We start from the raw sequence: 12,829 nt of genomic DNA, 5'->3' as shown, positions 1-12,829 counted from the left end.
CAGCTCGTAGATCGCAGCACGATGCCCTACCCTTCGAACGCAAACAGCTCGATCGGGTCGCTGAAGCCACGCACCGGAAATTCGCCGACGCGCTCCAGGGCGAACGGTCCTTCGACGAGCTCAGCGAAGGCGCGTGACATCAGCACCGGGCGGCCGACCTGCTTGGTCAGCGCCTCCATGCGCGAGGCCATGTTGACCGCCGGTCCAATCACGGTGAAATCGAGCCGCGAGCGCGAACCGATGTTGCCATACATCACGTCGCCGACATGGATGCCGATGCCATAGCGCAGCGGTGCACGGCCGCTCTCGGCATGGCGTGCGTTCAGCTCCGCCATGGCCTGCCGGGCGCCGGTCACCGCGTGCAACAGGTTGGCGCAAGCGTCGGGCTGGCTGAGCGGAAAGATCGCCAGCAGGCCGTCGCCGATGAATTTCAGGATCTCGCCGCCATGCTGGGTGATCGGCTCCACCATTGCGTCGAAATAGCCGTTGAGCAGATCGATGACGTCGTCACGTGGCCAGTTGTCGGAGATCTTGGTGAAGTCGCGGAGATCGCAGATCATGATCGCGGCGCGCACCGTCTCGCCGCTGCCGCGCCGCGTCGCCCCGGCCAGCACCATCTCGCCGGCATGTGGCCCGACATAGGTCTCGAGCAGGGTCCGCGCCAACCGGTTCTTGATGCGGATCTCGCTGACCAGCGCCAGCACCGGGACGAGCCGGCGCAGCGCATCGACATGGGCATGGTCGAAGCCGCCGTGGCGGTCGGTCGCAAACGTCACGATGTGGCGCTTGCCCAGCGTGTGGTAGATCGGCCAGGCGACATAGTCGGTCAGGCCCATGGCGCGCATGTCGTCATAGACGGCATGCTGGCGGCCGAGCTCCGGGTCGCGTGCCAGATTCTCGCGGATCTCCTCGGCGCCGTCGACGATCTCGCTGGCCGGGCTGCCGATATATTCCGACCGCTCGCGCACGTCGTAGTCGACGCGCGCGATCTCCGCCCCCTCCATGCCGTCGCTCCACAGCATCCGGGCGCCGAGCCATTGCGGATGATTGATCTGGACATGCAGCGAGGCGCGCATCACCGGAATGCCGGCGCGCTGCAGCCTGACGCACATCTGGCCAAAGATGTTGTCGATGAAGCGCTCGTCGCGGGTGCCGTTGGTGAGCCAGTCCACGACCTCGTCGCCCAGGCGCTGGCCCGGAGCGAGGTGGGCGTCAGATGCGGTCATGGCAATCTCCTGGGCGGCCTCGGCTGGCGGTGCAGGAGATGTCGTGTCGCAATGCAAAAGAGTCAATCGACATCATCGCCGGGTGCCCTGCCCTGGTGGGCAGGGCTACAGCCCACGCGATCGGCCGATGCCCTGCCGCACAGCGAGTGACGGGCGGATGACGCATCCGCCCGCTCCGATTCGTCTTCGGATCAGAAGTGCACCACCGTACGCAAGCCGAGAACAAACGCATTGCCGGTCTTCACGCCGGCCGCGTTGAACCCGCGTCCGCCCGGATTGATCACATACTGCGCATCGAACTTCAGGTTCATCCAGCCGGTGGCCTGCCAGCCGTACCAGGCCTCGATCGGCACTTCGTTGCCGCCGGCATTCGGCGTCAGCGCCGCCGAGTTGACATGCGTGGTGCCGACCGCGAAGCCGACCTCGTCCTCGGGACGGAACGAGAAGGTGCCGGTGTGCTTGATGCCCCAGGAGATCTGGTAGTCCTGATAGGACGTGCGGTGATCGGCGACGCTGGTGTTGAGGAAGGTGTACCAGCCCTGCGCCTTCGGACCCTCGACGGTCAGACGCTGCAGGATCGACTCGTAGAAGCCATAGCGGCCGCGCTGGCTGCTGAGGTTCTGATCGCCCACGCCGGGACCGCCGGGAACGACGGCGACGATGCCGGGCAGACCGCCATCGATCGACGACGCGCTGTCATACCAGCCGCCGAAGCGCCAGGTGCCGTTGAGCGGGCCGCTCGGCTCCCACACCACTTCCACCGGCACCAGCACGCCCGCGGCCGGATTCGAGCGCGGAATGCCCGGCGCCAGATAGACGCCGGCGTCCGACGTCGTCAGATAGTTCGGGTTGGCGTCGTAGACGCCGACCGACAGCTTCCACTCCTTGGTGAAGTTGTAGTGCACCACACCGGCCCACTGGCTGACCGGCCAGTTGTAGATGTAGCCACCCTGGATGTTGCCGGGCTGGCCGCCGCAGAAGGTCAGGTTGATGAACTCGCACTGGCCGAAGAAGAAGTCGGAGCCGACCGGAAGACGGCCGCCCTTCAATTCCAGGCGATCGTCGAACAGTTTCTGCGAGTAGTACAGTTCGGTCAGGCGCAGGATGTTGCCGCGGCCGAACACCTCGTTGGTGAGCTGCAGCGCGGGGATGCCGGCCTCGCTGTTGAGGTTCTTGCCGAAGCGATCGACCAGCGTCAGGCCGATCGTGCCGCCGTGGATGCCGGCGAGCTTGGCCATGTCGAACTTGGCCTGAAACCACAACTGCCCCGCATTGGCAGATGTATTTCGCGCGCCGCCCGACAGGTTGGTGACGGCCTCGTCACCCAGCGTGAGCGCGAGCGAGATGCCCTGCTCCTTCAATCGGGTCCGGCCGAGATCGCCGAACAGATACGGCCGCGTCCAGAAATCATCGACCCCGGCATAGGGAATCGGCGCCTTGGTCGGCATATCCGCCGCATACGCCCCACACCCCAACAGAGACAAAGCAACACCCACGCCGCACATGCGTGCGGTCGTCACATAACCACTCATTTTCCTGCTCCTCGCAGCGCCCCAGGCTCCGGCTGTTGTTCTGTCGCGTCCGGCCCGGAGCCCTCCGTCCCGGCACGCGCTTCCCCTCGGCTCACCCCCGGCCGCCGCCCATTCATTGGGCGAATTCGTCAACCTGAGATTGGATGGGGACCCTAGCAAGCGCCAAGGTGCCTTTGAATAGTCATATTATATTGTGGAGTCGGTATAAAAGTAACTGTGACATGGACGTCACATACTGCGGTGCGGAATATCGGTCCCGCATGGTAATTGCTCTGACGCCTGGAAGCGTCCCGCGGAGAGCGACGCGACAGAGTTCGGCGGCCGTTTGTCGTGGTTGCGGACCTGTGCTCTTGGCTGACAGTGAGCCCATCTCGACGAGATTCGCCGCATGAAGATGTCCGAGCTTGATTTGTCAGAAGAGCGCTGGACCAGCCTCCACGGCGGCTATCGCGTCCCCTACGATCCACGCCTGGCCCTGCAACGCCTCGAACGTGGCGACGCCTCCGCCTGGGACGAGCTCTGGAATGAGCTGCACCATCAAGGCGACATCGGCGAAGCATCCTTCGCTGCCGTGCCCGGTCTGGTCCGAATCCACGAGCGCCGCAGTGTTGCCGACTGGCAGACCTACGCGATCATCGCGACGATCGAGCTGGCGCGAGACGACGCTCGTAATCCTGCAATGCCGGCCGACCTGCGGGAGAGCTACGACGCCGCTTGGCGCCGACTGGTGGACATCGGTCTGCGAGAGCTTACCTCGGCCAATGACGCGGCGCTGATCGACAGCATCATCGGGGTCATCGCGATCGCCCGCGGCCAACGCGCACTGGGTCGCATCGCGGCCGACTTCACGGAAGACGAACGGCGTACGATGCTCGACGGCGAATGGCCTCCATGAATCTCGATGTGGCCCCACGGGTAGAAGCGCTTTAGGAAAGTATCGATCTCGTCGTCATCTGCGCGCCAATCGCTGCCGCGCTCCATGTACATCAAAGCAAGGCCAAGCAGTTGCAGGGGGCTCTCGGCGACGAGTTCAAGCGTCCCCTTCGTTGCGCTCCACAGTTCGCCATCGCCCCGATGGCGACGATTGATCTCGCATCCGAGCTTGATGAGCGTCAGATATGCTGGAATTTCCGCGTTGCCTGCCGCCGCGATGGTCTGCATGGACACGGCGTTCTCCAATTGGAAGGGAACACAGCCGAACGACTGCTTCAATCAAACAAACAACTCCTCGCGGCTCTCCACCGCCGGCGAGACGCCGAGCTTGGTCGATTTGCCCGGCGGGCACTATCGCGCCAACGAAATCACGAGACCACTCTGATCACGGGTCAAGATCGTCTGCGCCAATCCTTCCATTTCAGCATTCAGTTCAACCACATCGCCCATTTCAAGAGCCCCCCGCAAAAATAAATCACTTCCGAAAATCAGCAAATCATGTCTATTCTCTCCGCGTTCCGGTCCGGATGAGGGGCGTACGCGTCGTCACGACACGTTGGATCGGCAATGCGGTGGACGTGAGGATATCAGCGCGCTTCAAGGGCGCGGACGAGTGATGTACTCGCGGACGTGAAGTCGCGTGGTCCTGGCACCCCGAAGCTGGTGTCCTGCGGCAATGCGCTCGAAGCGCAGGGTCGCGAACGGTGGCCAAAAGCCGGCGCACCGGGGAGATCGCGTATAAGCGTTAAAACCATCGCGCAGGGAATGCCGGGTCGAATCGGCTGAACCTGTGGTACCTGCCGCCTGCATTCTTGTTCGCAGGCGGGCCATGGGTGAGGCCTTCACCCGGCATTCCCTGCGCCCTCATCGTCTTTCGAGGGCGGACGCCTTCCGCAGTCTCCGGGCGCGATCGCGCCGCGGACGCGCTGGCGCTTGCCCGGCTGTTTGAACGGTTGAAGATGGTGGATGAAGCGCGCAGCCATGCTGCCTGCGCGAGGTTTGCCCCGCGATCACGGCTCGAGCAGCGCCGTAAACACGCGGCGTACCTCGCTCTGCGTCTCTCGGACGCGCGCCTCCAGCGCCGAGAAGTCCGGCGCGTCGCCGGCGCGCGCCATCACCCGCAGGAGGTCCTCGCCGGCCTGGTCCGGCTTGAACTTGTCGCTGACGCACAGCCGCAGGATCTGCGTCAGGTCGTGATAGAGCCGCGCGGCCTGGCGCAGGATCACGGCTTCCGCCCGCGGCAGCACGCCGAGCCGCTCGGCATTGTCGAGCACCGCGAGCGAGCTGACGTCGAGGATCTCGGGCGTCGTCGCGGCGTGGACGAGCTGCAGATATTGCGCGACGAAGTCGATGTCGACCATGCCGCCGGCGGCGTGCTTGAGGTCCCACAGGTCGGCCTCGCCCTTCTCGGCGGCGATCGCGCGGCGCATGTCGGCGACGTCGCGGGCGATGGCGGCCGGATCGCGGGTGCGGCGAAGCGCGGTCTGGATGATCCCTTCGATGCGGGCGCGGAACGACGGCGACGCCGAGATCACCCGCGCCCGCGTCAGCGCCATGTGCTCCCAGGTCCAGGCCTCGTGCTCCTGATAATGCGCAAAGGAATCGATGTGCGAGGCGAGCGGACCGGCGCGGCCCGACGGCCGCAGCCGCATGTCGATGTCGTAGAGCACGCCGTAATTGGTGCGCGACGTGAAGGCCGAGATCAGCCGCTGGGTGAAGCGGGCGAAATAGTGCGCGCCCTGCAGCGCGCGCTCGCCGTCGGAGTCGGGTGCGTCGGCGTCGAAATCGTACAGCAGGATCAGATCGAGATCCGACGACGCCGTCATCTCGCGGGCGCCGAGCCGGCCCATCGCGACGATCGCGGTCTCCTGCCCCTTGATGCGGCCGTGCTGCGCGGCGAAGCGCTCGGTGACGAGGTCGTGCACGGTGTGCACGATGCCCTCGGCGACGTCGGCGAACGCGGTGCCGGCCTGCTGCGCCGACACGGTGCCGGAGAGAATGCGGGTGCCGATCAGGAACAGGCTCTCCTGGCCGAACTGCCTGAGGCGATCGAGAAACTCCTCATAGGTGCCGGCATCCTGCAGGGTCGCGGCCAGGCGCGCCGACAATTCGCGGCGATCGGGGATGGCGCCGAAGAAGCGCGGATCGATCAGGCCGTCCATCAGCCGCGGCTGCCGCGCCAGCATGTCGCCGAGCCGCGGCGCCGCGCCGAGCACGAGCGCCACCAGCGCGACGAGGTCGCGGTTCTGCCCGAGCAGGGTGACCAGCCGTCCGCCGAGCTGCAGCGCCTGCAGGAAACGGTCGAACGCGACGACCGCGCGATCCGGCTCGTCGGCATGCGCGAGACCATCGATCAGCGCGGGCAGGAAGTCGTTGAAGGCAGCGCGTGTCGCCTCCGCGCGGAACACGCGGTACTCGCCCGCCTGCCATTGCTGCAAGGTTTTCGCGACCATCACCGGATCGCGGAAGCCGAGCCCGGCAAGGTGCTCCATCAGGCGCGGCTCGTCGGGCCCCGCGCCGTAGTTCACGGCCGGCAGGCTGACGGTGCCGGTGGGATCGCCCTCGAACAGCCTCGCATAGTGTCCCTGCACGATGTTGAGGTGGAACAGCAGGTCGACCGCAAAGCGCTCGCGGCTGTCATAGCCGAAGAAGCACGCGAAACGGCCGACGCCCTCGACGTCGTCCGGCAGGCTGTGGATCTGCTCGTCGGCCATCATCTGCAGCCGGTGTTCGACGCGGCGCAGGAACTCATAGGCGACGGTGAGCTCGTCACGCGCCTGCGCGGTGATCCACTTGCTGGTGGTGAGCACGTCGAGCGCCTGCAGGGTCGGGCGCACGCGCAGCTCGGGGTGGCGGCCGCCGGCGATCAGTTGCTGGGTCTGGGCGAAGAACTCGATCTCGCGGATGCCGCCGCGGCCGACCTTGACGTTGTGCCCCTCGACCGCGATCTCGCTGTGGCCGCGATAGACCTGCATCTGCCGCTTCATGTCGTGGACGTCGGTCAGCGCCTGGAAGTCGAGATGCTTGCGCCAGACGAACGGCGACAGCTCGGCCAGCATCGCCTCGCCGGCGGCGATATCGCCGGCGCAGATGCGGGCCTTGATCATCGCGGCGCGCTCCCAGGTGCGGCCCTCGCGCTCGTAGTAGTGCAGCGCCGCCTCGGTCGACATCGCCACCTGCGTCGAGGCCGGGTCGGGCCGCAGCCGGAGGTCGACGCGGAACACGTAGCCGTCGGCGGTGCGGCTCTGCAGCAGCCGCGCCAGCGCCTGGGTGACGCGGACGAAGAACGGCTGCGGCTCGATGTCGCGCGCCAGCGTCGTGGCGTCGGGATCGAAGAACACGATGAGGTCGATGTCGCTGGAGTAGTTCAGCTCGCCGGCCCCCATCTTGCCCATCGCGAGCACGAACAGCCCGCAGCCCCGCTCCGGCTGCGCAGCATCCGCAGGCGACAGCCGGCCCCGCGCGGCCTCCTGCCGCAGCAGATAGCGCAGCGCCATCTGCACCGAGGAGACGGCGACATCGGTCAGCCCGGCCGTCACCTGCATGACCGGCCAGACGCCGCCGATGTCGCAGAGCGCGATCAGGAGCGCCGCCTCGGATTTGAGCTGCCGCAGCAGCCGCATAACATCCGCTTCGCTGCTCGCCGCAAACACCTCGCGGCCGGTACGGGCGATCAGCTCGGCGAGATGCGTCTGCGGCTCGCAGCGCAAAAGGCGGTCGAGCCGGTGGCCGTCGGCGCGGACGAGGTCGAACAGATAGGGCGAGCACTCGGCGATGCCCAGCAAGATCGTCCGCGGCCAACCGTCGGCGAGCAGCGCGCGGAGCGATGCGGCCAAAGGCGGCTCGAGCTCGGCGAGCCACTCGGTGAGGCGTTGTTCGGCTTTGTCGGGCGCACGGACATGCGGGCCGGCGACGAAACGCCCGGCCAGGTTCTGCCCGTCCGCGTTTCCCGGCGCGGAGGAGGTCATGCGGCCTTCTGTGGCACATCCCGCGTCGGCGCCGCAAGCTTGGCGGACAGCCCCGTCCCCGCCGGCAGCACCAGGGTCGCGACCAGCCCCGGCCCGGCGTCGCCGAGGCGCAACTCGCCGCCGTGGAGCGTGGCGACGGCGGAGGCGAGGCTCAGGCCAAGGCCGGAACCGGGCAAGGTGCGGCTCGCCTCGAGCCGCACGAAACGCTCGACGGCGTGCTTACGCTCGGCCTCCGGGATGCCCTCGCCGTGATCGGTGACGCTGAGTAGCACCTGGGAGCCCTCGCGCCGCGCCTCGATCAGGATCTCGCGGCTGCCTGCAGGCCCCGACTCGGACGGCACCGCGGCCGGCTTGCCGTATTTGATCGCGTTCTCGACCAGGTTGGCGAGCGCCTGGCTGATCAGCTCGCGATTGCCATGCACGGGTGCCGCAGCGGCCTTGACGCGCAGGGTCATCTCGTTGTCCTCCGCGAGCGGCTCGTACAGCTCGTGAATGCCTGCGGCGACATCGGCGACGTCGAACTCGACCATGTCGCCGCGCGCCTGTCCGGACTCCGCACGGGCGATCATCAAGAGCGCATTGAAGGTGCGGATCAGGCCGTCGGATTCCTCGATCGTCCGCTCCAGCGCGCCGCGATATTCCTCCTCGGAGCGCGACTTCGCCAGCGCCTCCTCGGCGCGGTTGCGCAAGCGCGTCAGCGGCGTCTTGAGGTCATGGGCGATGTTGTCGGAGACCTCCTTGAGGCCGGTCATCAGCGCCTCGATGCGCTCCAGCATGGCGTTGAGATTTTCCGCCAGACGATCGAGCTCGTCGCCGCTGCGTCCGACCGGCAATCGCCCGGACAGATCGCCATCCATGATACGCCGCGTCGTGCCGGTCATCGCGTCGATCCGGACCAGCACGCGCCGCGCGACGAAGATGCCGCCGCCGATGCCGAGCACCACGACCACCAGCACCGACCATTGCGCCGCCTTGGCGACGATGCCGAACAGCCGGCGGCGCTCCTCGAGATCGCGGCCGATCAAGAGCCGAAAGCCGCTCGACAGCTGCGTGACATAGACCAGCGCGCGATGGTTCTGATCGCCGCCGTCGTCGAGCCGTCGATAGAACGTCTCCGACCAGCCGGACGAGCCCATCACGCCCGGCGCCAGCGCGTCGACATTGCCGGCGACCTGCTGTCCGGTGGGCGTGGTGAGCAAATAGAGATTGGCGCCGGGGCGCAGCGCGCGGCTCTGGATCGTGCCGACGATCCAGCGCAGGCCGCCACGGGTGTAGATGTCGGTCAGCTCGCCGATCTCGGCGCTGACCGTGGTCGAGATCTGCTCGGTGATGAGGCGGCGGGTGTTCCAGGCGAAATAGCCGAGCAGCGAGGCGGCGAACAGCGCAAACAACAAAAGATAGACCAGCGTCAGCCGGAACGCCGTGGTGCGGATCAGCTTACCGAAGGCCGTCACGGATCATGTACCCCGCGCCGCGGATGGTGTGGAGCAGCGGGCGGTCGAACCCCTTGTCGATCTTGGAGCGCAGCCGCGAGATGTGGACGTCGATCACGTTGGTCTGCGGATCGAAGTGATAGTCCCAGACGTTCTCCAGCAGCATTGTGCGCGTCACTACCTGCCCGGCGTGCTTCATCAGATATTCGAGCAGGCGGAACTCGCGCGGCTGCAGGGTCAGCTCGTCCTTGCCGCGGGCGACGCGATGCGACAGACGGTCGAGCTCGAGATCGCCGACCTTGTAGGTCGTCTCCTCCGCCGGCCCGCCATGGCGGCGCGACAGCACCTCGACGCGGGCGAGCAGCTCGGCAAACGCATAGGGCTTGGGCAGATAGTCGTCGCCGCCGGCGCGCAGGCCCTTGATTCGGTCGTCGACCTGGCCGAGCGCGGACAGGATCAGAACCGGCGTCCTGTTGCCCTTGTCGCGCAGCGCGCCGATCAGGGACAGGCCGTCACGCTTGGGCAGCATGCGGTCGACCACCAGCACGTCGTAATCCCCGCTCTCGGCCATGGCGAGCCCCTCCTCGCCATCGCTGGCGAGGTCTGCGACATGTCCGACCTCGCGGAACGCCTTGACCAGATAGTCGGCGGATTCGCGGTCGTCTTCGATGATCAGGAGGCGCATTGCGGAAACGGGGGCGATCACGGTTCGATGTCCATCTACATGGACCGGCCGCCGTTTCCGTGCAAGGCGGCGTGGGCCCGGGGATGATCAACGGGAAAGTGGGCGGCGAGGCTGGGGGACCTCACCGCCCGAGTTCCTTCCGACGGAGGGGGGCGTTGTTCCTACGGAAGGTGTGGAGGGAGCGGGACTTGAAGCCCGCCCCCAGGAAGAACCGCCGACGCGGGGGCACATGCCGGCGATCCTCCATCTCGAATGGCCTTAGCCCTTGGCCAGCGGCACCGCGACGAAGCGCGACTGGCCGCCGCTCTTCACGCGCATCAGCACGCTGTTCTTGTTGTCGGACTTCGCGGCATTGATGGCCTCGCGCACGTCGCCGGCCGAGGTCACCGACTTGCCTGCGACCTCCAGGATCACGTCGCCTTCCTTGAAGCCGCGATCGGCCGCCGCGCTCTTCGGATCGACCTCGGTGACGACGACGCCTTCCTTGCCGGCGCCGGCCACGCTCGACGCCGGAGCGACGGTCATGCCGAGCTTCGGCACGTCGGCGCCACGCGAGGAGCCGCCATTGTCGCCGCCGCCGTCGGCCTTGGCTTCGACCGTGTTCGGCAGCTTGCCGAGCGTCAGGTTGATGGTCTTCTCCTGGCCCTTCGACAGCACGTTGAGCTTGACGGCGGCGCCGGGCGCGATGCCGCCGATGGTGCGGGCGAGCTCACGCGCGTCCTTCACCGGCTCGCCATTGACCGCGGTGATGACGTCGCCCGACTGGATGCCCGCCTTCGCCGCCGGACCATTGGCCTGGGGCTCGGCGACCAGCGCACCTTCCGCCTTCTTCATGCCGAGGCTGTCGGCGATGTCCTGCGTCACCGGCTGGATCTGCACGCCGATCCAGCCGCGGCTGACCGAGCCGTTGTCCTTCAGCTGCGCGATCACGCTCTTCACGGTCGAGGCCGGGATCGAGAACGCGATGCCGACGCTGCCGCCGGACGGCGAGTAGATCGCGGTGTTGACGCCCACGACGTTGCCGTCGACGTCGAACGCCGGGCCACCGGAATTGCCCTTGTTCACGGGCGCGTCGATCTGGATGAAATCGTCATACGGGCCGTTGCCGATGTCGCGGCCGACGGCCGAGACGATGCCGGCCGTCACCGTGCCGCCGAGGCCGAAGGGATTGCCGACCGCCAGCACCCAGTCGCCGATGCGCGGCTTGCCGTCGGCGAGTTTTGCGAACGGGAAGTTCGAGCCGCCCTCGACCTTGATCAGCGCGAGGTCGGTGCGCTGATCGGTGCCGATCACCTTGGCGCTGTAGGTCTTGCCGTCGTCGGTCGTCACCTCGACCTTGTCGGCGCCGTCGACCACGTGGTTGTTGGTCACGGCATAGCCGTCGGCGGAGATGAAGAAGCCGGAGCCCTGCCCGGTCACCGCGCGACCACCACGGCCGCCGCGCCCGCCCGGCATGCCGGGAATGCCGTTCTCACCGCCGAAGCGGCGGAAGAAGCGCTCCATCGGCGAGCCCGGCTGGAACGGCGTGTCGTCGTCATTGTCGTTCTTGGCGACCTTCTCGGCGATGTTGACCTTGACCGAAATCACCGACGGCTTCACCCGCTCCACGATGTCGGCAAAGCCGACCGGACGCGCGACCTTGCTGACCTCGTTTGCGACCTGCGCATGCGCCGCGGTCGAGAACACATCGAGCGGCGCGCCCTGCGGCGACAGGCCATAGGCGGCCACGCCGAGGCCCGCGACGACGGAGGCCATCAGCGCGAATTTGCGCGCCGAGAACAGGCCGCGGCGGGGCTTCTGATAGGAAGGAAGCGAGGACAAGTCGGTCGGACGGTCAGTCATACGGTTTTCTCCGCAAGCGATTTTGGTCAAGGTCGAAATCGTGTGTCCCGGGCTGTTCGCCCCGTTCGCCAGTGAACATGGGACTTGCCGCCTTACGGCGTGCTGGCTGCGGCGTTAAACTTCTGTAATGGACGGACACGATGACTGCGGCGGAATGGCGCAGATGCGGGAGCGCGTGGCAAAAGGCATTTTGGTTCAACAGCTTACCAAAGTCCCGGCCGCCCGATGGTCGCCATCTCAATGGCCATCCCCGCCAAAAGTCGTAATCCTCGTAGGGCGGGTTAGCCGCAGGCGTAACCCGCCGCCGCTTCGACGACGCCGGAGCCAGCCGCCCCACATCCGCCCGCACCGGAGCCAGCCCCCGGCGGATGACGCTGCACTAATCCGCCCGACCCGCCCGGTGCACCCGGCTGGTCGCGTGTCCCGACCACCGGTCGACTCCAGCTGGACCATACGGCGCAAGCTCCCGCCTCACATCCACCTGTCATTCCCCGCGAAAGCGGGGAATCCAGTACGCCGCGGCCTGTCTGCTCAACCACGACGGCCGCGGCGTACTGGATCCTCCGCCTTCGCGGAGGATGACAGCGGAGTATGAAGGCACGCTGCCCGCGCCAAACTCCGTCATTGCGAGCGAAGCAATCCAGAGTCGTGGGCGGGACTCTGGATTGCGTCGCTACGCTCGCAATGACGCAAGCCGCGCCCCTCCCGATCCACATTGTCAAACAGCACGTGGAGAAAACTAACAGCAACCCGAGCGGCATCGCCCTCGCGACGCACTCCGCGCCCGAGCCATGCCCGACATCTCGCCCCCAGCTAAGAGAGGGCGCAGGGAAGACCGGGAGCTTGCCGCCCCCATGGCCCCCGTGCAGACAAAAAGCACGGGGTAGGAACCACAGGTTCGGCTGAGACATCCCGGCCTTCCCTGCGCGATGGTTTTAACATTTATACGTGCTCTCCCCGGGGACCGGCTCATTGACCCCGTCGCCAGCGGATCATCACCACCAGCTTGGCCTCGGCACCGGGAGGCCAGGACGACACGATTTCCTGTCCGCAGTCAGCCGTTCGTCGGCGAGGCCTAAACCCCGCTTGCAGCCGCCCGCATCCATCGCATTCCGCAACCCGCGTCCGTGACGATCGCGATACGCTCCCTCAGCGGTACGGAACGCGGTGGAGGATAAGGGTGATTTGGGGTGGGAGGCAAGAGGATTTT

The 12,829-nt window shown here is 66.7% G+C and carries 8 protein-coding genes; 2 read left to right on the top strand and 6 right to left on the bottom strand.

Annotation, left to right across the window (positions count from 1 at the left end):
• Positions 1–26: 26 nt before the first annotated feature.
• Both QX108_RS21985 and QX108_RS21980 read right to left on the bottom strand, forming a co-directional pair.
• A complete protein-coding gene (locus tag QX108_RS21985; RefSeq protein WP_315782363.1) occupies positions 27–1,226 on the bottom strand; it encodes an adenylate/guanylate cyclase domain-containing protein in 1,200 nt (399 codons plus the stop codon).
• Positions 1,227–1,417: 191 nt separating this feature from the next.
• Positions 1,418–2,758: a carbohydrate porin gene (locus QX108_RS21980; protein WP_172113716.1), complete on the bottom strand. Its 1,341-nt coding sequence runs from the start codon at positions 2,756–2,758 to the stop codon at positions 1,418–1,420.
• A 388-nt stretch (positions 2,759–3,146) separates the two neighbouring features.
• Between QX108_RS21980 and QX108_RS21975 the strand changes: the two genes are divergently transcribed.
• The gene (locus QX108_RS21975; protein ID WP_315782365.1) at positions 3,147–3,653 is read left to right on the top strand and encodes a hypothetical protein; all 507 of its coding nucleotides are present in this window, start codon (positions 3,147–3,149) and stop codon (positions 3,651–3,653) included.
• 179 nt (positions 3,654–3,832) lie between these two features.
• Positions 3,833–4,165 (top strand): hypothetical protein, encoded by a 333-nt coding sequence (locus QX108_RS21970; RefSeq protein ID WP_315782367.1) that lies wholly within the window; start codon positions 3,833–3,835, stop codon positions 4,163–4,165.
• 536 nt (positions 4,166–4,701) lie between these two features.
• Here the strand turns inward: QX108_RS21970 and QX108_RS21965 are convergent.
• The 4 genes from QX108_RS21965 to QX108_RS21950 all read right to left on the bottom strand — a co-directional run bounded on the left by QX108_RS21965 (position 4,702) and on the right by QX108_RS21950 (position 11,619).
• Complete coding sequence (locus QX108_RS21965; protein WP_315782369.1) at positions 4,702–7,659, bottom strand: bifunctional [glutamine synthetase] adenylyltransferase/[glutamine synthetase]-adenylyl-L-tyrosine phosphorylase; 2,958 nt, start codon at positions 7,657–7,659, stop codon at positions 4,702–4,704.
• Positions 7,656–9,113, bottom strand: coding sequence for an ATP-binding protein (locus QX108_RS21960; protein WP_315782371.1), 1,458 nt, complete (start codon positions 9,111–9,113; stop codon positions 7,656–7,658). Before QX108_RS21960 ends, QX108_RS21965 begins: the two co-directional genes overlap by 4 nt.
• Positions 9,097–9,777, bottom strand: a complete 681-nt coding sequence (locus QX108_RS21955) for a response regulator transcription factor (protein ID WP_315726077.1) — start codon at positions 9,775–9,777, stop codon at positions 9,097–9,099. Before QX108_RS21955 ends, QX108_RS21960 begins: the two co-directional genes overlap by 17 nt.
• A gap of 258 nt (positions 9,778–10,035) precedes the next feature.
• Complete coding sequence (locus tag QX108_RS21950; RefSeq protein WP_315782373.1) at positions 10,036–11,619, bottom strand: Do family serine endopeptidase; 1,584 nt, start codon at positions 11,617–11,619, stop codon at positions 10,036–10,038.
• Positions 11,620–12,829 lie beyond the last annotated feature (1,210 nt).

It is taken from the genome of Bradyrhizobium sp. SZCCHNR1002, from assembly GCF_032381435.1.
Taxonomy (GTDB): Bacteria; Pseudomonadota; Alphaproteobacteria; order Rhizobiales; family Xanthobacteraceae; genus Bradyrhizobium; species Bradyrhizobium aeschynomenes.
The sequence above is the reverse complement of the archived record's forward strand: the minus strand, read 5'-3'. Positions and strand labels throughout refer to the sequence as shown.

Excerpts from the sequence above, each read along its gene's own strand:
- QX108_RS21985 (WP_315782363.1), bottom strand. The coding sequence starts at position 1,226 with ATGACCGCATCTGACGCCCACCTCGCTCCGGGCCAGCGCCTGGGCGAC.
- QX108_RS21980 (WP_172113716.1), bottom strand. The coding sequence starts at position 2,758 with ATGAGTGGTTATGTGACGACCGCACGCATGTGCGGCGTGGGTGTTGCT.
- QX108_RS21975 (WP_315782365.1), top strand. The coding sequence starts at position 3,147 with ATGAAGATGTCCGAGCTTGATTTGTCAGAAGAGCGCTGGACCAGCCTC.
- QX108_RS21970 (WP_315782367.1), top strand. The coding sequence starts at position 3,833 with ATGGCGACGATTGATCTCGCATCCGAGCTTGATGAGCGTCAGATATGC.
- QX108_RS21965 (WP_315782369.1), bottom strand. The coding sequence starts at position 7,659 with ATGACCTCCTCCGCGCCGGGAAACGCGGACGGGCAGAACCTGGCCGGG.
- QX108_RS21955 (WP_315726077.1), bottom strand. The coding sequence starts at position 9,777 with ATGCGCCTCCTGATCATCGAAGACGACCGCGAATCCGCCGACTATCTG.
- QX108_RS21950 (WP_315782373.1), bottom strand. The coding sequence starts at position 11,619 with ATGACTGACCGTCCGACCGACTTGTCCTCGCTTCCTTCCTATCAGAAG.